Source organism: Streptomyces sp. NPDC002680 (assembly GCF_042889145.1).
In the GTDB taxonomy this organism is placed as follows: Bacteria; Actinomycetota; Actinomycetes; order Streptomycetales; family Streptomycetaceae; genus Streptomyces; species Streptomyces adonidis.
In genome coordinates this window covers 561,734-580,699 of sequence record NZ_JBIAQP010000002.1, presented here as the reverse complement: position 1 = coordinate 580,699, position 18,966 = coordinate 561,734, and the positions used below count along the sequence as shown (strand labels likewise).

Sequence of the window (18,966 nt, the reverse complement as noted above, 5' to 3'; positions counted from 1 at the left end):
CGTGGCGACGGGCGACGGGCGACGGGCGACGGGCGACGGGCGACGGGCGACGGGCGACGGGCGACGGGCGACGGGCGACGGGCGACGGGCGACGGGCGACGGGCGGACTGTTCTGTTCGCGGCTCGGTCGGCGGTGGCTCTCTATCGGCTGCTCGATGTTCTTCCCGTTTTCTCCGGTGACGACCGGATCACCCGCCTGTTCACCCTCGTTCCGGGGTCCGACTTCGGTGTCGACGCTCTCGCCGCGATCGACGCCCTCGGCGGCCGCACGGTGCCGTGGACCGAAGCGTGCGGTAGGACGTACGACCTGGTCGTGGCCGCGAGCCCGAAGGGCGACCTGAGGCTGCTGCGCGGCCCGCGTGTCCTCCTGCCGCACGGCGCGGGCTTCAACAAGTCGATCCCCGGCGAGGGTTCGGCCGACTCGGCGTCCGGACTGGACCCGACGTATCTGCGGCAGGCCGAGCACGAGGACGCACCGCTCGCGCTGCACGCCCTGGCCCATCCCGATCAGGTCGCCAAGCTCGCCGCCACGGATCCGCGGGCCGCCCGGCACGCGAAGGTGATCGGCGATCTCACCCTGGAGCGTGTCCTCGCTTCGACATCCCTGCGTGACCGCTACCGCGCGGCGTTGGGCACCGGAGCCCGCACACTGATCGTCCTCGTCTCCACCTGGGGGAAGGAGTCCCTCATCCGGCGACACCCCGGGCTGCCCGCCCGGCTCGCGGCCCAACTACCCCACGACGAATACCAGTTGGCGCTCGTGGTCCACCCCAACGAGCGCAGCCTGCTCGGGACGTACGAACTGACCGAACGCCTCGCCCCCGCCCTCGACGCGGGCATGATCCTGCCGGACCCGCACGAGGAGTGGGCCTCCGTCCTGATCGCCGCCGATGCCCTGGTGACCGACCACGGATCCTCCGCCCTGTACTACTGCGCCGCCGAGGACCGCCCCGTCGTGAGTGTCCACCGAGGCGGCGGCGAACTGATCCGCGACAGCCCCATGGGCGAACTCATCGCCCGAATACCGCAGTTGGGACGCGCCGAGAACATCACCGACGCCCTGCGGGCGTACCGGCCGGGTCTCGGGCACGCCGCCGCCCAGGCCGCGTTCGCGCCTCCCGGCGATGCCATGGACCTGCTGCGAACCGAGATGTACATCCTGCTCGGTCTCGCGCCACCCCCGCATCACGTCACCCCCCGGCTGCTGCCGCTGCCCGCACCCGCCGTGCGGATACCCACAGCCTTCGACGTCCACGTCGCGACCACCGCGACCGGCACCCGTATCACCCGGCACCCGGCCGGCACCGGGCCGCCGGGCCACCACCTGGCCGTCGAGCACGGTGCCGCCGGTGAACAACTCGCCCGTTCCGCAGGCCTGTTGTACCGCCGCCCGCTCCCGGCGTCCGCGGCCCCCGTGGACCTGGCCTGGACCGCCGACGGCTGGATCCGGCACGCCCTGTCCTCCTACCCTGGCTGCCGTTCCGCCGCGGCGCTGCTGCCGTCCGGTGGGTGCCTGCTCGGATTCCGCGGTCATGAGCGGACGTACGCCGTCCAGGTCGAGCCGTGCTCCGAAGGAGGCCGGGTCGTACGGATCGACCCGGCCGTCGCGCTGTCGGCCGTACACGCCCGGCTGGTCTCCGCCAAGCCCGTCCCGGACAGCGGCATCGTGCTGGACTGCCTCGTCGGAGAACGGGCCTTCCGCGTCACCCTGCGGCCGGCCACCGACAGCGAAGCGACCCAGGTGATCTAGACCAGACCGTCGCGCCGCCGGAGAGTCCGGGCCGTCGTGCGGTGGGCCTCGGCCGCCGACAAGTGCCCCTCGGCTGTGTCCAGTTCGGCGAGCGCGTCGTGCACGCGGGCCAGATCGAAGCCCGCGCGCCGCCGGTCGGCCCGCCCGAGTGCCCCCTCGTACAGTTCACGGGCCTCGCCGGTCCGGCCGAGGCGGTGCAGGACACCGGCGAGGAGGAACGCCGAACGTCCGATCAGCCTCTCCCGCTCCTGCGCCACGAACCCGGCGTGCGCCTCGGACAGCAGATCGCGTGCCGTCTCCAGGTCGTCCGCCTTCGCGCTCGCCTCACCCATCCGGTAGGTCTGGAGCAGGACGCCGTAGGTGTTGCCGATCGCCCGGTGCATGTCCCGGGAGCCCGCGAAGTCGGCCAGGGCGGCACTCCAGTCTCCCCGTGCGCCCTTGAGCATGCCTCGGTGCTCGACGGCCGACGCGGCGAGCTTGCGCTCCTGGTCCGAGTGCCCCAGCAGATCGACGGCGGCCATCGCGCGGTCGATCTGGACCTGAGCCTCGTCCAGTTCCTCCGACTCCCACAGCTGCCTGGCCAGTTGGCATCGTGTGCGCACCAGCCATGACGCGTTCCCCGCGTGTCGGACCGCCGAGTCGACCGCGCGCCGGAAGACCTTCATCGCCTCGGACTGGTGGGGATGGTCCAGGGCGTGCGTCCACATGGGCTCCGACAGGGCCACGACCTCGGTGTCCATGCCCCGGGCGTGGGCCAGGCGCGAGCACGCGAACAGCACATGGCGTTCCTCGTCCAGCCAGTGGGCCGCGCGTTCGGCGCGTTGGGCCCGGACCCGCTCGTCCTCTGTCGCCTTCGGATCCTCCAGCGGAGCGTCCGGCACACCGGGAACAGGATCGAGAAGATCCACCACGGTCAGCCGACGGCCCGCGGCGAACCGATCGGCCAGCTGAGCCTGTCGTACGAACCAGCGCAGCAGCCTCGTCTGCGCCTCGGCCACCTCATCGTCCGTCGTCTCCCGGCGGGACCGGCGCAGCGCGTGTGCGCGCAGCGGTCCCAGGAGCCTCATCTGGCCGGCCTCCGTCAGCGACAGCAGGCGCAGGTCCAGTAATCCGGCCCGGTTCAGTTCCTCCAGGGCGTCCTGGCAGTCCTCCGCTCCGAGTCCCGACAGCGCGGTGGCGGAGTGGAGCGTGAACGTCTCACCGGGATGGTGCGGAAGCAGCCGGTAGAGCAGGGCGGCCGGACGGGACAGTTCGGCGTAGGCCGTGTCCCAGAGGTGTTCCACTTCGGAGACCCCCTTCTCGTCCAACTCCGCCTGGAATTCGGCGAGCAGACGGGAGAGCGGACGCATCCGCTGTGCGCGCACCAGCTGTCCCGCCACGTGCAGCGCCGCGGGAAGGCCGTCGCACAGCCGGACCACCGCCCGTACGGCCTCCGGGTCGGCGGCCAGCCGACGGTCCTGGACGATCAGCTCCAGCAGTTCTGTGGCCGCCCGCTCGTCCAGTGGCAGCAGCGGCAGATCCACCACGGCGCCGGCCTCGAACTCGTGGAGCGGGCCGTGACTCGTGACGATCACCACGCTGTCGCCCGACGCCGGAAGCAGGGGGACGACATCCGAGGCGTAGCGCACGTTGTCCAGCAGGAGGATCAGTTTCGCGTCGGAGGTCCTGCGCCGGTACTGCGCGCAGCGGGCCGCGAACTGGTGCTCCACCCTGTCCGACGCCACGTCGAGGGACGTCAGCAGCCGGGAGAGCACATCACCGGGGTCCACAGCGCCGCCCACCCGGAAGTCGTCGAGGTCGACGGACAGCACATCGGTGAAGGAGAAGCGGTCGCACAGATTGCGGGCGATCCGGACGGCCAGCTCCGTCTTGCCCAGGCCGGTCGGCGCGCGCAGCCCCAGGACGGGCGGACGGGAACGGCTCCGCCACCCCGTCACGGCACGCAGGGCACGGTCCTGCTCCTCGTCCCGGTTGACGAAGTTCAGCCGCTCCGGCGGAAGTTCGACCCTCACACAGCCCCCTCGGTCATCCGTGGCGCTTTGCCCGCACTGCCCGACGATCATGCACTGTAGAGACTTTCACGCCCGGTGTCCCCCACCCTCGGCACCGCCGGAACCCCCGGTGGCAGGTTGAACGGTGTGACCACCTGGATCGCCGAGGGCAGTGACGGGCCGTCGTCCGGGAGTGCCTTGTGGGCGCGCATGACGACCTGGCAGGCGCGGCGCATGTCCTGGCGCAGGTCGTGGTGGAGAACCGCGGAGAGACGGCGCTCGCGCAGCAGACGGGTGTTGTCGTGGTCGAGGTCGTGGGCGATGAACACCGCGCACTCCCGGCCGAGCGCGTCGAAGGCGTCGAGGGTGGCGAGGTTGCCGCCGCCCGCGGAGTAGACGGCGATGATGTCCTCGTCCCGCTTGAGCGCCTCCAGGACCAGATCGTGCTGGGTGGCGTCGAGGCCGTCGCTGTCGGTGACCTCCACCAGGGACCGTCGGGGGTCGGCGAGGCGCATCGCGCTGCGGAAGCCCATCTCGCGTTCCTCCTCGCCCCGGAAGGAGCCCCGGCTGATGGTGGTGAGCACGTTGCCGGGCCGGCTGCCCAGCCACTGGCCCAGGAGGTAGGCGGCGGTGGCGCCGGCCGCGCGGTTGTCGATGCCGACGTACGCCAGGCGGGCGCTGTGGGGCAGGTCGGTCACCAGGGTGACGACGGGGATGCCGGCCGCGACCAGCCGGCCGACCGCCGCCGCGATCTCCGGCTCGTCGGGGGCCTTGAGGATCACGCCCTGTGTACCGCGCTTCGCGATCTTCTCCAGGGTTCCGACCAGTTCGGCGGGAGAGCAGGTCTCGCGGAAGTGGAAGCGTGAGCGGACGTGCGCGGGGTGCAGGGAGGGCAGTTCGGCTTCGAGCGCCTCCCGTACGGCGGTGGAGAACCGCTCCGGGGTCTGCATCACGATGTCGATCATGAAGGTGCGGCCGCCGAGCCGGACCTGGCTCTGCTGGCGGTCCAGGTCGTTGATGGCTTCATGCACCTCCCTGACGGTGCTCTCCGTCACGTTGCCCCGCTGGTTGAGGACGCGGTCGACCGTGGCCGTGCTCAGCCCGGCCTGCCTGGCGATTTCCCTGATCGGGTAGCGGTGTCGCATGACTGGTCCCAAGGAGCGATGATGAAAACCGATGATGGACTTTTGATGCGATGAGAAGCATTGAATGATGGGTTCGGGTTCTCAAGACTGGCAGAAACGCACGGACTGCGAAAGGACCCTGATGTCTCCCCCAGCCGTGGGAGCGCGGACTTGGCTGACCGAGGCCGACTGCGATCTCGATGTGTTCCGCTCACTCGTGGAGCAGACCACCGACCCCGCCGACCATCCCTCGGCCGAGCGCGTCGAACAGAACGTCCCGCTGTACGACAGTGATCGGCTCCGCGGCCTCGCGGTCACCGCCGAGGGGCGTCGCGACGTACAGAGCGAACTGGTGCGGGCGCTGCTCGACGGGCCCGGCATCGTGGTCCTCAAGGGTGCCTTCCCGGACGCGGCCGTCGTGGACGCGGCGTCCGGGGCCTTTCGTGCGCTGATCGAGGAGGAGCGCGCGAGCGGCACGGCCCGTGGTGACCACTTCGCCAGGCCGGGCGCGAACGACCGGGTGTGGAACGCCCTGGACAAGGTGGCCGTACGGGCGCCGGAGGTGTTCGCCGACTACTACGCCAACGACATCCTGGAGCTGGTCGCCGAGGCCTGGCTCGGCCCGGCCTACCAGGTGACCTCGCAGGTCAACGTGGTGAACCCGGGCGGCGCGGCGCAGAGCGTCCACCGTGACTACCATCTCGGGTTCCTCTCCCAGGAGCAGGCGGCGGCCTATCCCGCCCACGTCCACCGGCTCTCCCCGGTGCTCACGCTGCAGGGCGCTGTGGCCCACTGCGACATGCCCGTGGAGTCCGGCCCGACGCTCTATCTCCCGCACTCGCAGAAGTTCGAGCCCGGCTATCTCGCCTGGCGGCTGCCGGAGTTCGTCGCGTACTTCGACGCCCACCGCGTCCAGCTCCCGCTGGAGAAGGGCGACGCCGTCTTCTTCAACCCGGCGCTCTTCCACGCCGCCGGGCACAACCGCTCGGCCGGCATCCGGCGTATGGCGAACCTGCTGCAGATCTCCTCCGCCTTCGGGCGGGCCATGGAGACGGTGGACCGCGAGGCGATGGTGAACGCGCTGTTCCCGGTGCTGCTGCGCCGCAAGGCCGAGGGCGTCTCGGATGACTGGCTGCGCCGCGTGGTCGCGGCCACCGCCGAGGGGTACGCGTTCCCCACCGATCTCGATCTCGACCCGCCGGTCAAGGGTCTCGCGCCGCCCTCCCAGGCGGACACCGTCCGGCAGGCCGTCGCCGAGGACTGGGACCCCGGGCGACTGCGCCAGGAACTGCGGGCGGCCGCAGAACGCCGCCGAAGCTGAAAGGGACACCACTGTTCATGGGACTGCTTGAGATCCCGCCGCTCGAAGACATGGTCGTCCTCGGCGACAACGGCAGCCAGGGCGTCGTGCGGGCGGCCGTACGGGAAGGCGCGACCGTCGTCTTCACCGGCCGCCGGAGCGACGTCGGCGAGAAGCTCGCCGCGGACACGGGCGCGCACTTCGTACGGCCGGAGCTGTCCGATCCGGAGCGGGCACGCTACAGCGCCGTACGGGCCGTCGACGCCCACGGGCGTGTCGACTGTGCGGCGGGCGATGTCCACACGGCGTCCGCCCTGCCCGCCCTCGTCGACGGCGGCATCGCCGTCGTCGCCAACTCCCGCCACGACAACCGCGGTTACGACGTACGTCTGGAACCGCACGGGATGCAGGACGGCATCGGGGTGGCGGCGGGGAGTCGGACCTTCCCCCGCACGGTCGCGGACGCCGTCGAGGCGTGCGCCCTGTCGCCGCGTGAGCAGCGGCCCGTACGACTGGACGAGGTGCGCGAGTCGTGACGGACGAACCCCTGCGCATCGGGGTCCTGGGCGCGGCCCGGATCGCCGAGCTGTCGATCGTCGGGCCGGCGCGTGCGACCGGTCACCGGCTCGTCGCGGTGGCCGCCCGCGACCGTGGCCGGGCCGAGGCCTTCGCCGCCGCGCACGGCGTGGAGCGGGTGGTCGGCTCCTACGCCGACCTGATCGCCGACCCGGAGGTCGAGGTCGTCTACAACCCCCTCGCCAACAGCCTGCACGGGCCGTGGAACCTGGCCGCGCTGCGGGCCGGCAAGCACGTCCTGACCGAGAAGCCGTCGGCGAGCAACGCGGCGGAGGCGGCCGAGGTCCGCGACGCCGTCGCCAAGGCGGGCACGGTGTTCATGGAGGGCTTCCACTATCTGTTCCACCCGGTCACCCGGCGTCTGCACGAACTGCTGGGCAGTGGGGAGTTGGGCGAGCTCCGGCATGTCGAGACCGTGGTCGCCATGCCCGCGCCGCCGGACAGCGACGTACGGTGGTCGCTCCCACTGGCGGGCGGCGCGCTGATGGACCTCGGCTGCTACAGCCTGCACGCCCAGCGCGTCCTCGCGCCCTGGGCGGGCGGGGCGCCCCGGCTGGTCGGCGCGCGCGGCGGTGCGAAGGCGGGGGCCTCGGGGGTCGACGAGTGGCTGGACGCCGATCTGGAGTTCCCGGACGGCGCGACGGGCAGCGCCCGCTGTCACATGGCCCACGACAGCTGGCAGATGAGCTGCCGTGTCGTGGGTTCGCTCGGTGAGGCCACGGCGGTGAACTTCGTACAGCCCCATCTGGACGACCGGGTCGTCGTCCGTACGGCCGCCGGTGAGCGCACGGAGGAACTCGGCCGCCGGTCCTCGTACACCTACCAACTGGAGGCGTTCGCCGCCCGGTTGAGGCACGGGGTACGGCCGGCGCTCGACGCGGACGACGCGCTGACCACGATGCGGCTCATCGACGACTGCTACCGGGCGGCCGGATTCCCGGTCCGGCCGCGTACGGTCCTGCCGAACGTCGGCTGAGGGAGCGGCAGTTGGGGGCGGTACCTGCGGTACCCGTCGGGTGCCGCCCCAACTGCCGTGTGCCGTCTACCGGTAGAGGGCCGGTCGCTCGATCAGCTCGACCTCGACGCGGTGCCCCTTCCGCTCGTCCCGCTGGGAGAGCACGCCCGCCTCGCAGACGGCCGCGGCGGCGTAGCCGTCCCAGACGCTGGGGCCGGTGATCCCGCCGCTCCGGGTGGCGTCCACCCAGGCCTGGACCTCGCGGTCGTAGGCGTCCTCGAAGCGCTCGACGTAGTCCGGCGTGATACGTCCGCCCCAGCGGCCGTCGGCGCTCACGCGCGGCCCGGGCTCGTCGCCGATGCGTACGGTGCCCCGCTCGCAGACCGCTTCGGCGTGCACCTGGTAGCCGTAGCCGCAGTGGCCGAAGATCTCGACGTCGACCAGGGCGCCCAACTCGGTCTCGAAGAGGACGAATTGGGGGTCGTTCATCCCGGCCGGGGCATGTGCCGTCGGGGCCGGCTTGTGCACGGTGACCGCGGTGATCTCCTGATCGAGGAGCCAGCGCGTCACGTCCATCTCGTGCACCACCGAGTCGTTGATGAGCATCTCGTTGGTGAACCACGGCGGCATGGACAGATTCCGGTGCCGGTGGTGCAGCATCAGGGTCCTGCCCAGTTCCCCGCTGTCGAGGAGCCGCTTCAGCCTCATGTACTCGGCGTCGTACCGCCGCATGAAGCCGACCTGGACGCGCCGGTGTCCGAGCCGCTGCTCGGCCTCCAGGACGCGCAGGGCGGAGGCCGCGTCGGGGGTGAGCGGCTTCTCGCACAGGACGGGCAGATCACGGCCGAGCGCTTCGAGCAGGGCGGCCTCGTGGGCGGGTCCCGGGGAGGCGATGAGTACGGCGTCCACGTCCCGCGCGGCCATGGCCGCCGCCGGTTCGGTGTACGCGGTGCAGCCCTCGATGGCGTCCGCGAGCGTCTTGGCGCGCTCCGCCTCGATGTCGACGACGGCTGTCACGCGTGCGCCGCTGATGACGTCGTGGAGCCTGCGTACGTGGTCCGCGCCCATCTTGCCGGTGCCGACGACGGCAACACCCAGTGCTCGCTGAGGTGGCATGTTCGTGAGGTCTCCAGTGCTGGTGGGGGTCGGTCGGCCCAGGAGTAACGGTAGGTGGGCCGCGGGGCGTTTCTGAAGAGCGGTAATCCATCATTGTCGCGTCATCGAACCCATCATTTGTCCATCATCCGTGCCACCGGTGCACTAGGGTCAGAACCCCTCCCGCGGGATTGGAGTGGGTTTGGAGTGGGTTTGGAATTGCTGTTGAGTGATCGACATCACATGGAACCCGTCGGTCACCGGATGGCAGAGCCAGTTATGGAACCACCCTTCCGGGCCCGCATACGCGCGGGCGACGAGAACTCCTTCCGCGTGCTCTTCCAGGAGCACGGGCGGGCTGTGTACAACCACTGTTTCCGCCTGACCGGGGACTGGTCGGTCGCCGAGGACTGCGTCTCGCTGACGTTCCTCGAAACCTGGCGGATGCGGGAGAAGGTCGAGCCGGACGGCGGCAGTCTGCTGCCGTGGCTGCTGGGGATCGCCACCAACGTGGTGCACCACCGCAGACGGACGGCCCGGCGGCACCGGGCCCTCATGGAACGCATGCCTCCGCCCGGCCTGTTGCCGGACTTCGCCGACGAGGTGGTCGGCCGGCTGGAGGACCAGCAGCGGATAGCCGCGGTGCGCAAGGCACTTGACCAGTTGTCGCGGCCGGACCGCGAGGTGCTGGCGCTGTGCGTGTGGGCGGGTCTTGACTACGCCGCGACCGCCGAGGCGCTGGGGATACCGGTGGGCACCGTCCGTTCCCGGCTGTCGCGGGCGCGCCGCCGGCTGGAGAAGCTGGCGCTGAAAAATCTTGGGCAGGACCTGGAACCCGCGGCTGCGCGGCGGCAGCAGACAGGTGACCGCCACGAGGCGGTCCGGCCGAGCAGTGGGAAGGGAGAGGGACCGTGGTGAGCAGGGACCATGAGCAGGACGGAGACGTGCGAGAGCTGCGCCGGCTGCTGGCCGTGCCGGCCGAACGGGACTTCCCCGAGGGCCGACAGGTTCAGCGGGAGGAACATCTGATGCGCGGTTTGCGGACGTTGGCGGGACAGCGTACCGACGGGCGCGGGCGCCGGGTGGGGCAGCGGCTGGCGATGGGGCTGGCGGCGGCAGCGGTCGCGGCGGGCGTGACGGTGGCACTGCCGGGCGGGTCGGACAGCGGGACGGAGAGCGGGAAGAAGGCCGAGAACGGGACCGAACAGGGGACCGAGAAGGACACGGGGACGGGAACCGGGACCGGGAAGAAGACCGACGCGGTCCCGGCCGGCTACGCGGTGAAGAAGAACGCGAACGGCACGCTGACCATCTACCTCAAGGAGCTCAGCATGTGGAGCAACGGGGACGCGGCGCACTTCAAGGAGATGACGGCCAAGATCCGGGCGGCCGGCTTCACCGCGGTCGTCGAGAACTTCCCCTGGGACAAGATCTGCGGGCAGGACCGGGGAGAGGTGCTGAAGCCGGAGAAGACCGGTGACGGCGACTGGGACTACAGGTACGTCATGACGCACTCGGACACGTATCTGCTCACGGTGCACGAGCCCGAGCCCGCCCCGAAGGGGTCCGGCACGACGCAGCCGACCTTCTACAGCGACAAGTTCATCAAGGGCCCGGTCAAACCGTGCAAGTCCTCGTGATGCGCCCCTGGAAGAACCCGTCAGAAGAACCCGTGCAGGCCAATCGCATGTGCCCGTGGAATCACTTGTGCAAAGGTGGGGAGCACATCAACTCCTGTCCCCCCACCCGCACTTCAGGGAGCACCGCATGCTGCGCGGCATCGACGTGAGCGCGTACCAGTCCGACGCCTACGACACGGACGGTCTCTCCTTCGTCTTCATCAAGGCGACGGAGGGCCGTACGTACGTCAACCCGAAGCTGACCGCCCAGACGAAGCGGGCCCGCGACGCCGGCTGCGTGGTCGGCTTCTACCACTTCCTCTGGCCCGGCAACCTGACCGCCCAGGCGGAGTACTTCGTCAGCCAGGCCCCGGAGCGGGGGAACGCCGACATCCTCGCCGTCGACTGGGAGACGACGGGCGACGGCACCCACGCGTCGAACGCGGAGAAGGACACCTTCATCCGCAAGGTGAAGGAGCTGCGGCCGGACTGCCGGGTCGTCCTCTACTGCAACCGGAACTACTGGCTGAACGTCGACACGACCTCCTACGCGGGCGACGGACTGTGGATCGCCGACTACGTGACGGCCGGTGAGCCCCGTATCCAGGCGAAGTGGCTCTTCCACCAGTACACCGACGACCCGGTCGACACGAACGTCGGCGACTTCGCGACCAAGAAGGCGCTTCAGGAGTGGGCGGACTTCAAGTGACGGGTCCGTCCACCGACGGGTTCGTCGACCGAAGGGCTCACCGGCTGACGGGCTCATCGACTGACGGGTGACGGCCGACATATCCTCGGCACAGCCGCACACCTGGACCGGGGGCGTCCCATGGCCGAGACGGGCACATCGTGAACGGTGGTCGCCGTCCGGCCACCTTCTGGGCGGCGCTGGCGCCCGCCGAGCGGGACGCGCTGCTCCGGGTGGCGAGCCGGGTGTCGCTGCCCGCCGACGAGCAGTTCCTGGCACAGGGCGAGGACTCCGACCATCTGGTCGTGCTGCTGCGCGGCTGGGTCAAGGTCGTCGCCCAGTCCCACGCCGGCTACCGCGCCCTGCTCGCCCTGCGCGGTCCCGGTGAACTCCTCGGTGAGCAGGCGGGGTTGGAGCGCAGGCGCCGCTCGGCCTCGCTGCTCACGGCGACGACGGTCGACCTGCTGCAGCTGCCGGCCGCCCGTTTCCAGGCGCTGGCCCGGGCCAGCGCGGGAGTGTCGGCGGCGCTGGAGCAGACCTTGTCCGGGCGGCTGCGCGAGGCCGACGTCCAGCGCACCGGCATCACCGAACCGGTCCCGGTGCGTCTCGCCGCCCTCCTCCTCGACCTGGCCGAACGCTGCGGGCATCCCGACCCGGACGGCACCGGCGTACGCATCACCCTGCCCCTCTCCCAGGACGACCTGGCGGGGCTGGTGCTCAGCTCACGCCGTACGGTGAGCCGGGTGCTGGAGCAATGGCGGGGCCGGGGCTGGATCGTGACGGGGCGTCAGTCGTTGCTGATCCGGTCGGTCGATCAGCTGAAGGGGCAGGCGTTCGGGGGGTGACCGACCGGGGCGCCGGAAGTTCCGCCCTGCACGAGGGATTTCACGTGCACCTGTGACGTCCGCTCAGACCTCGTCGTACTCTTCCTCCTCCTCGTCGTCCCCGTCGATCATCTCCGTCCCGCTCTCCGTCAGTTCCTCCCTGCGCGGGGCGGCCGCGACCCCCTGACCCGTGCGCAGGTCGCGCAGCCGGGAGAGCATGTCCTGCATCGCGGCCATCGGCAGGGCCTGGACGAGGGCGCTGATGTCGCCGCCGCCGATGTACTCGGGAACGTCGAACTTGGCGAACTCCCGGACGATGCGGATCATCGCCACGTTGTCCGGGCCCAGCAGAGCCACCTCCTCCTTGAGTTCGAGGGCGACCCGCCGGGCTTCCTGCCGCACCCGGTACTCGTCGATCAGGTCCTCCAACTTGGCGTTCTCCAGGCTCACTCCGAGGTTTTCGCCGCGCATCTCCTCGTAGAACTTCTCCTTGAGGCGTTCGAGGAGGACGGGGTCCGTGGGGGTGAAGCTGCCGAGAGTGCCGCCCAGCATGCCGAGTTCCCACTTCTCCAGCGCGTGCATGACCCGGTCGGTGAGTTCCTTGCGGACGTCCTGGTAACTGGCGAGGAAGTCCAGCACCGAGCTGGTCATGGCGATCTGGGCGAAGTACCCGGCGACGGTCAGTCCGAGGACGTCCCGCACGAACCGCTTCATGGGGGCCCGGTCGTTCACGAGGCCGCCCAGGTCGGAGTCGCTGTCGTTGCCGAACTGGCTGACCAGCCTGGGTGCCACGCGCGGCGGGATCTGCAGGTTCTGCGAGAGCGTCACCGCCAGGTCGAAACCCTGGACGTTGACGACGATCGGCCCGAGGTCCGCGTCGTAGTTGTCGGTCTCTGCGCCCTGCTTGTTCTGCCAGGTGAGGATCAGCACCCGGGTCGGGATGAGCATCACGCGGACGAACCACGGGTTGAGCGCGTACGTCGTGCCCTGGCCCAGGGTCTCCTCCTGGATGCCGCGCTGCCCCCCGTTCGCCAGGAAGGCCCAGGGCCGGCGGAAGCTGCTGTGTCCCGCCACCCGCGGGGCCACCGTGCCGGACTCCGCGTCCTGCGGGGGTTCGGCCCCGTCAAGGGTGACGACCACTCCGGTGTAGCCCTCGCTGATGGCGACCTCCCGGAGATGGGCCGCGGTCAGCCCCTCTCGCGAGGAGCCCACGGTGTCGACCGTGATGACCTCGAACAGCTCCGGGTTGATGGCGTAGGAGGTCCCGCCACCCAGGATGGCGAGCTGCTTGCCCTGTTCGCCGCCGCCGGACAGGAAAGCCTGGCCGTCCTGGAAGCTGTTGCACTCGACATGGCGGCCGAACCGCCGCTCCGGCGGCCGGACGGCCCCCTCCCTGGCCCGCACCAGACCCACCGTGCCCAACGGCACCTCGGTGCGCGGACGCGTCTCGACCTCGAACAGCCGGGTGTTGATGTAGTACGACTGGCCACCTGCCAGCGTCGTCACCTGGACACCCTGTTCGCCGCCGCCGAGAAGGAATGCCTCGCCGTCCCGGAAGTTGTCGCACTCGATGTGCCGGCCCAGGGTGCGGCCGTCGGTCAGGTCGCGTCCCTCCCTTGCCCTGACCAGGCCGATCATCCCCGCCGGAACGTGTACGCGGGGCACGTATTCCACGCGGTGCAGCATCGGTGTGAGCCAGTGGAGGCCGCCCGGGAGCAGCGTGCGAGCCTGTACGCCTTTCGCGGTGCCGGGGTTGATCTCCTTGAACGCGGGATCGGGATACGAGGGGCCGAACCGGCGGGTGACGATGCCCACATGATCGGCGGGCACCAGGACGCACCCCGCCCAGCCGGCCCACAGGGCCGCTGCCAGCAGGAGTACGAGGACGAGGACGATCAGGATTTCCATCATGAGGTGGCCTTCCACTCACGCAGCCGTGCGTGGATCGCCAGCACGGTCGTGCTCCAACGGTCGTACCAGTCGGGGATGTTCTCGTGCCCGGGATCCCGGAGGGTGGGAAAGAACCCGGGCCGCACCAGCCGACCGGGCTGTTCCGGGCCCGGCGCGGACCGTCGTACGAAGTCGCGGTAGAGCCGGGGTGCGAGTTCCTCCGACGAGTCGCGCCAGCCCAGGGCCGCGCCCAGGTCGAGGAAGTACAGGCCGCCCCGTCGGCCCGGGTCGGGGACGAGTGCGAGTTGTCTGCCGAAACCCTGGCGGCCGTCGGAACAGCCGGCCCACAGTGAGTCGATGCCGGCCAGCAGGTCCAGCGGGACCTCGGCGGCCCGGCGGTGGCTCAGCCAGCCCTCGGTGAGCCGGCCGGCCGTCTCCAGTACGAGCCGGGTGGTCAGCAGGTCGGCGTGCGCGTACTCGCCCTCGGCGAGATGGGCGCGCAGCTGTTCGAGAGCGGCCGACTGTGTCAGGGAGACCACCGGCACCCGACGGCCGCCGGGCCCGCGGTGCGTCGCTTCGGGGAGCCGGACCGGGCGTCTGTGCCGTACGTCGTCGTACAGCCGGTGCAACAGGTCGAGTTGCGCCGCGTCGGGCAGGGTGTGGTCGCGGGCGTCCAGGTGCCAGGTGGCGGCCAGGTGGAAGTTGACGTCACCGTCGAGGAGTACGGGCACGAAGGGCCGCCCGTGCACCTGGCCCTCCAGGATCATGCGGGTGACGTCGTCGGAGTCCTGCGACCGGGGAGTCATCACGACGACGACTGCCACGGCGTACCGGAGCTGCTGTCTGATCGTCCAGAACTGGGCGTCGCCGGGCCGGAGATCGTCCGTCGACCACACCGGCAGCCCGGCCGAGCGCAGATGCCCGGCCAGCCGAGCGCCGTACTCGGCGTCGGCGGGGGCATGGCAGACGACGAAGGCGGGGTCCGCCGGGGGTGTGAGGGGCCGGGGCGGGCTGGGATTCGCGGCGTCGAGGTTGTCCGGGGAGGGGACGGCGTCCGTCGGGCGGGGGCGGCCCGTGATGACGTCCGCGAGTTCGGCCGCCATGGACGCGAACTCCTGGCCGGTGACGTCGCTGAAGTCCCGCCAGACCCGGTGGGCGGCGAACGGGGGCCTGCGCACGTGCCCGAGCAGCACAGGGACGAAGTGCAGACCGCGCGAGGCTGCCTCGGTGGCCAGCACGGCGTACTCGTCCCTGGCGAGTGCGTCGCGCATGGACGCCGGGCTGATCACGGCGATTCCGTGAGTGGAGGCGCGCAGGGCCGCCTCCTGCTCGTGGAGCACGACTTTGCCCGGCTCGATGCTCCACTGGTCGTGCAACGTCGACAGCCCGTGCTCGGCAAGTTGTTCGGCCAGCATCCTGGCCCAGTCGGCGTCGTCGGCCGCGTAGGAGAGGAACACGTTCAACCGCTCGGACCTCCTCGGCCGGTCGTCGGATCTCCCGGTTGCGGCAGAACCGGGTCGTCCGCTGCGGAGCGACCAAAATAGGGGCGGAACACCCCGTTCCACCCTGATTTCAGATAATCGGCACCCATCCGTGTGAGCCAGGGGACTGCCATGGGACAGCAGGTGCCCGGATGTCCCCGGATGTGCGCCCCGGTGCGACGCAAGAGGCGTCAGACGCCCGGCGCGGGGGGCCGCCCGCGCACGATCCGCACCAGTCGCCCGACCTCGGCGTCGTACCGCGCGGAGCCGGGCTCGCGCAGGTCCACCGGTTGCCGGATGGCGGCGAACGCAGGGAGCGCGATGTCGTCGACCGGCGCCGGTACGAAACGCAGGCCGTTCAGATGTGCGTGCTGGAGGAGCGTCGCGTACTCCTCGGCGATCCGGACGTCGTCCATCGTCGTACGCCCGAACAGGAGCACCCCCAGCACGGCCCCGGCCAGCGCCCGTTCGGCCTCCAGCAGCGGGACCAGCCCCGGCGCGACCCACCGCACCAGGAACACCGACGCGCTGGCCTCCTGAAGGCGCGAGGCCAGCCGTTCCGCGGCGCCGCTCTCGGGGTCCGCGTACGACACGAAGACGTCGTACGCGGCCTGCCCGCCGGGTCGGTCGTCCCCGGGCCCGGCAACCGGTTCCGCCCTTGGCTCCACCGCTTCGGCCGCGGGTACATCGGCGGGCCGTCGACGGATCGGATGCCGGGCATCCAGATCGCCCGCCACGTCGTCACGACCGACGGCCTTGAGCGTGGGCGGCGGAACCGGGCTCCCCGAGTCGGTTCCGCCGCCGGCTCTTCCCGCTGTGCCGCCCTGAGCGGAAGCTCCCCCTGTTGCTCCGCCGGGCGGCTCCCCCGGATCCGCGGGAAGTCCTGGTGGCGCCGCGTAGCCGGGTACGGTGACCCAGCCGCGGCGCGGTTCGCCGTGCTTGGTGACGAAGTCGGCCGGCAGATAGGCCGCCGGGTCGATGCCCGGGTAGCGGCCCAGCACGACCGCCGTGTGGACGCTCTCCGACAGCACGAGCACCAGCTGGGCCCGCCGCGCCTCGGCGAGCACCCGTTTGACCGGGCCCGCGTCGACCAGCCGGGCCAGGTCGTTGATGGCCGTACCGGTCCAGCGCTCGCCCTGCCGGATCACGAGCCCTTGATTGAGGCCGACCCGCAGCCGCATCCGGTGGCTCTCGTTGTACTTCGCCCGGTGGGCCAGCAGTGCGTCCTCCAGTCCGCGCTGGAGTTCGCGCAGCAGCCTGGTCGGGCTGGTGCCGATGGGGACCAGGATCAGCATGCCGTCGCCGCGGTCCTGGACCGGGCAGTCGGCGAGACCGAGTCCAGCCCGGCCGAGCGCGAACCCGACCACCTCGTACAGCTCTTCGTGCAGGGTGGCCTGGGCGTTCTCCGGGCGCAGGCTGAAGTCCTCGATGTCGAGCAGCACGATCCAGTAGCTGAAGGGGTCCGGCGACATCATGGCTGTCCTCCTGTGCTCCGGCAGGACCACGAGCCCTCCGACGGTTCCATGCAAAGGCCTGGCATGGGCAGCGTCTACGCCAACTGGCGCACAGCGTGGCCGATTTGGCACATCGCCGCTTTTCGGACATGACAGCACACCGGAAGACAAGAAGCCCCATGACGGATTCACGTATTGGACGAGCGAATCCATCGATCCACCATGACCCCGCCCCCGGAAGGGCATGGGGGAACGCGAAAGGGCGCCCACCGAGAATCCGGCAGGCGCCCAACCACGTACCACCACACGCTTACTTGTTCAGGTACGTCCAGAACTCGTCGAACGACAGGAGCTTGTCGCCGTCGAGGTCGCGGGAGGCGATGATGACCTCGGCCACGGACTCGGTGACGTTCCAGTCACCCTCCTGCGCCAGGGCGGACTTGAACTCGGCGGCCGTGATGAACCCGTCACCGTTCGTGTCGATCCGCTCGAACTGCTTGCGTGCTTCCTCGATGTCCGCCACCGGGACCCGCCCCTTCTGTACGTACTGCTGACGGGGTCAGATTAGCTGGCCACGCGGGCGCGCAGCGCCGCGACCACCCAGGCGAACTCCTCCCGGTGTGCGGCGGCGGGTCCCGCGCCCTTCACCGTGGTCAGCAACTCCCGGTACCGGGCGAGCCGTTCGTTGGATGCGGACTCCATGCGTTCGAGTACGACGGCCGGGTCGCCGTCCCCCAGCACCTCCCGCAGGATCGCCTCCGCCTCCGGTGCCTCGGGGGCGATTCCCCGCTCCCGGGCCTCCCCCGCCAGCTGCACCAGCCGCATGGGGAACCAGGTGGACCGCCCGGCGGCGGCACCACCGCCACCGCCCTGCTCCGCCGCGTTGAACTCGACGACCTGCCGCATCTGCGCCCGGAACTCCGGGTCCTGGACCAGCTCCGCCAGTTCCACCCAGGCGTCCACCTGCTCGGGGGTCGGGTCCTCCGGCAGGTCCACCGCCGTGGCCCGCATCCGGTCCCGGATCGCCGGATCCACCGAGTCGAGCCCGTGGAACAGTTCCTCCACGAACTCCTCCATGATCCGCTTGCGTTCGGCGGCCGACAGCCGCGCCAGCTTGTTCATGAGCGTCATCTCCTCCGCGGTCGAACCGCGTCTCGCCACGGACGACAGCACCGCACGGGTCACCTTCAGCGTCCGGATCTGCGCGTCCAGCGCCGCCACATGCGCGGCGGCCACCTCCGCGACCGTCGTCTCCCCGGCCAGCACCGCGCGTACGTGGTCCAGGCCGAGGCCCAGTTCGCGCAGGGTGCGGATCAGTTCGAGGCGGGCCACGGAGCCGGCGTCGTACAGCCGGTAGCCGCCGGACGACCTGGTCACGGGCGGCAGGGCGCCCACGTCGGACCAGTAACGGATGGTCCGTACGGTCAGTCCGGTGGCCCGGGCCAGTTCGCCGATGGTGAGATGTCCGGTGCCGTCGTCGATCATGTTGGCGAGTCTGGGCCTTCCAGTGGGTGGAGACTCAAGAGGCCGGGAGGGGCACTGTGGGGGAAACGCTGAGGGACATTCTCGACGGCGTGGCGCGGGGCGTCTTCCCGCCGCCGGACGGCCGTACGACCATCGTGCCCCAGGCCTGCCACCGCGACGCCGGTGTCCTCGCCTTCACCGCGCACGCGGTCGTCTTCACGGACGAGGACCCCGAGTGGGTACGCCGGACCCTGGCCGGCGTAGACAGCGACGCGCTCTCCGCGCCGATGAACCCGCGCTTCCTGGCCGCCCTCATGGACCGTACGGGCCGCACGAACGAGACGATCGACATGCTGGCGATGGCTTCCCCGCTGCCGGGTGAGCCGTCGTTGGCTCTGACCGAGATCGACGATCCCGGTCATCACCGGGTCGCCCGGGCGCACCGGCACCGGGACGACGTCCGGGTGTGGGCTGCCGACGGTGGGGTGCTCATTCTGGGGCGTGGGGTCGGGGGGCGGCTGGAGGCCGCGGTGGAGGTGGCGGAGGGGGTACGGCATCGGGGGGTGGGGCGGGCTCTTGTGCGGGCCGCGCGGCAGCTGAGTGGTGGGGAGGTTGTGTGGGCGCAGATGGCTCCGGGGAACGCCCGCAGTGTGCGGGCGTTCCTGGGGGCGGGGTTTGTGCCTGTGGGTGGGGAGGCGTTGCTGCTCGCCCACGATTAGCTTCGCTGGTGGGTTGTTCTTTGGCTGCGGGTCCGG

Annotated in this window: 16 protein-coding genes and 1 pseudogene; 9 read left to right on the top strand and 8 right to left on the bottom strand. The window is 70.8% G+C overall.

Annotated features, from left to right (window positions below; genetic code table 11):
• Window positions 1-133 precede the first annotated feature (133 nt).
• Window positions 134-1,750, top strand: coding sequence for a translation initiation factor 2 (locus tag ACFYXF_RS09125; RefSeq protein WP_389349017.1), 1,617 nt, complete (start codon window positions 134-136; stop codon window positions 1,748-1,750).
• Here ACFYXF_RS09125 and ACFYXF_RS09120 read toward each other — a convergent pair.
• Window positions 1,747-3,762 carry an NB-ARC domain-containing protein gene (locus ACFYXF_RS09120; protein WP_389348902.1) on the bottom strand — a complete coding sequence of 672 codons (2,016 nt, stop codon included), beginning with the start codon at window positions 3,760-3,762 and terminating at the stop codon, window positions 1,747-1,749. The genes ACFYXF_RS09125 and ACFYXF_RS09120 overlap by 4 nt on opposite strands.
• 47 nt (window positions 3,763-3,809) lie before the next feature.
• Window positions 3,810-4,886: a LacI family DNA-binding transcriptional regulator gene (locus ACFYXF_RS09115; RefSeq protein WP_389348901.1), complete on the bottom strand. Its 1,077-nt coding sequence runs from the start codon at window positions 4,884-4,886 to the stop codon at window positions 3,810-3,812.
• Window positions 4,887-5,007: 121 nt separating this feature from the next.
• On the opposite strand from ACFYXF_RS09115, the gene ACFYXF_RS09110 reads away from it, so the two are divergent.
• The 3 genes and pseudogenes from ACFYXF_RS09110 (at window position 5,008) to ACFYXF_RS09100 (ending at window position 7,717) form a co-directional block, all read left to right on the top strand.
• Window positions 5,008-6,186: a phytanoyl-CoA dioxygenase family protein gene (locus ACFYXF_RS09110; RefSeq protein ID WP_389348900.1), complete on the top strand. Its 1,179-nt coding sequence runs from the start codon at window positions 5,008-5,010 to the stop codon at window positions 6,184-6,186.
• Window positions 6,187-6,452: 266 nt separating this feature from the next.
• Window positions 6,453-6,701: pseudogene (locus tag ACFYXF_RS09105) on the top strand (dehydrogenase); the annotation flags it as partial.
• A complete protein-coding gene (locus ACFYXF_RS09100) occupies window positions 6,698-7,717 on the top strand; it encodes a Gfo/Idh/MocA family protein (protein WP_389348899.1) in 1,020 nt (339 codons plus the stop codon). The pseudogene ACFYXF_RS09105 and the gene ACFYXF_RS09100, both read left to right, overlap by 4 nt.
• 66 nt (window positions 7,718-7,783) lie before the next feature.
• On the opposite strand, the gene ACFYXF_RS09095 is transcribed toward ACFYXF_RS09100, so the two are convergent.
• Window positions 7,784-8,812 carry a Gfo/Idh/MocA family protein gene (locus ACFYXF_RS09095; protein WP_389348898.1) on the bottom strand — a complete coding sequence of 343 codons (1,029 nt, stop codon included), beginning with the start codon at window positions 8,810-8,812 and terminating at the stop codon, window positions 7,784-7,786.
• 243 nt (window positions 8,813-9,055) lie between these two features.
• On the opposite strand from ACFYXF_RS09095, the gene ACFYXF_RS09090 reads away from it, so the two are divergent.
• The 4 genes from ACFYXF_RS09090 to ACFYXF_RS09075 all read left to right on the top strand — a co-directional run bounded on the left by ACFYXF_RS09090 (window position 9,056) and on the right by ACFYXF_RS09075 (window position 11,943).
• Entirely contained in the window at window positions 9,056-9,709 is a 654-nt protein-coding gene (locus ACFYXF_RS09090) for an RNA polymerase sigma factor (protein WP_389348897.1), read from the top strand.
• On the top strand, window positions 9,706-10,431 hold the full coding sequence (locus ACFYXF_RS09085; protein ID WP_389348896.1) for a hypothetical protein: 726 nt from the start codon (window positions 9,706-9,708) through the stop codon (window positions 10,429-10,431). Before ACFYXF_RS09090 ends, ACFYXF_RS09085 begins: the two co-directional genes overlap by 4 nt.
• A 127-nt stretch (window positions 10,432-10,558) precedes the next feature.
• Window positions 10,559-11,119: a glycoside hydrolase family 25 protein gene (locus tag ACFYXF_RS09080; RefSeq protein WP_389348895.1), complete on the top strand. Its 561-nt coding sequence runs from the start codon at window positions 10,559-10,561 to the stop codon at window positions 11,117-11,119.
• A 140-nt stretch (window positions 11,120-11,259) separates the two neighbouring features.
• Entirely contained in the window at window positions 11,260-11,943 is a 684-nt protein-coding gene (locus ACFYXF_RS09075; protein WP_389348894.1) for a Crp/Fnr family transcriptional regulator, read from the top strand.
• A gap of 63 nt (window positions 11,944-12,006) precedes the next feature.
• Here the strand turns inward: ACFYXF_RS09075 and ACFYXF_RS09070 are convergent, their stop codons facing one another.
• From ACFYXF_RS09070 to ACFYXF_RS09050, 5 genes are all read right to left on the bottom strand, one after another.
• Window positions 12,007-13,833, bottom strand: a complete 1,827-nt coding sequence (locus tag ACFYXF_RS09070; protein ID WP_389348893.1) for a hypothetical protein — start codon at window positions 13,831-13,833, stop codon at window positions 12,007-12,009.
• Window positions 13,830-15,269, bottom strand: a complete 1,440-nt coding sequence (locus tag ACFYXF_RS09065) for a TIR domain-containing protein (protein ID WP_389349016.1) — start codon at window positions 15,267-15,269, stop codon at window positions 13,830-13,832. The genes ACFYXF_RS09070 and ACFYXF_RS09065 overlap by 4 nt, the downstream gene beginning before the upstream one ends.
• Before the next feature lie 215 nt (window positions 15,270-15,484).
• The gene (locus ACFYXF_RS09060) at window positions 15,485-16,768 is read right to left on the bottom strand and encodes a toll/interleukin-1 receptor domain-containing protein (protein WP_389348892.1); all 1,284 of its coding nucleotides are present in this window, start codon (window positions 16,766-16,768) and stop codon (window positions 15,485-15,487) included.
• Between the two features lie 289 nt (window positions 16,769-17,057).
• Complete coding sequence (locus tag ACFYXF_RS09055) at window positions 17,058-17,270, bottom strand: EF-hand domain-containing protein (protein ID WP_235479883.1); 213 nt, start codon at window positions 17,268-17,270, stop codon at window positions 17,058-17,060.
• 41 nt (window positions 17,271-17,311) lie between these two features.
• Window positions 17,312-18,232 carry a MerR family transcriptional regulator gene (locus ACFYXF_RS09050; RefSeq protein ID WP_389348891.1) on the bottom strand — a complete coding sequence of 307 codons (921 nt, stop codon included), beginning with the start codon at window positions 18,230-18,232 and terminating at the stop codon, window positions 17,312-17,314.
• A 56-nt stretch (window positions 18,233-18,288) separates the two neighbouring features.
• Between ACFYXF_RS09050 and ACFYXF_RS09045 the strand changes: the two genes are divergently transcribed.
• Window positions 18,289-18,930 (top strand): GNAT family N-acetyltransferase, encoded by a 642-nt coding sequence (locus ACFYXF_RS09045; protein ID WP_389348890.1) that lies wholly within the window; start codon window positions 18,289-18,291, stop codon window positions 18,928-18,930.
• The last annotated feature ends 36 nt before the right edge of the window (window positions 18,931-18,966 follow it).

Excerpts from the sequence above, each read along its gene's own strand:
- ACFYXF_RS09115 (WP_389348901.1), bottom strand. The coding sequence starts at position 4,886 with ATGCGACACCGCTACCCGATCAGGGAAATCGCCAGGCAGGCCGGGCTG.
- ACFYXF_RS09110 (WP_389348900.1), top strand. The coding sequence starts at position 5,008 with ATGTCTCCCCCAGCCGTGGGAGCGCGGACTTGGCTGACCGAGGCCGAC.
- ACFYXF_RS09095 (WP_389348898.1), bottom strand. The coding sequence starts at position 8,812 with ATGCCACCTCAGCGAGCACTGGGTGTTGCCGTCGTCGGCACCGGCAAG.
- ACFYXF_RS09090 (WP_389348897.1), top strand. The coding sequence starts at position 9,056 with ATGGCAGAGCCAGTTATGGAACCACCCTTCCGGGCCCGCATACGCGCG.
- ACFYXF_RS09080 (WP_389348895.1), top strand. The coding sequence starts at position 10,559 with ATGCTGCGCGGCATCGACGTGAGCGCGTACCAGTCCGACGCCTACGAC.
- ACFYXF_RS09070 (WP_389348893.1), bottom strand. The coding sequence starts at position 13,833 with ATGATGGAAATCCTGATCGTCCTCGTCCTCGTACTCCTGCTGGCAGCG.
- ACFYXF_RS09060 (WP_389348892.1), bottom strand. The coding sequence starts at position 16,768 with ATGATGTCGCCGGACCCCTTCAGCTACTGGATCGTGCTGCTCGACATC.
- ACFYXF_RS09050 (WP_389348891.1), bottom strand. The coding sequence starts at position 18,232 with ATGATCGACGACGGCACCGGACATCTCACCATCGGCGAACTGGCCCGG.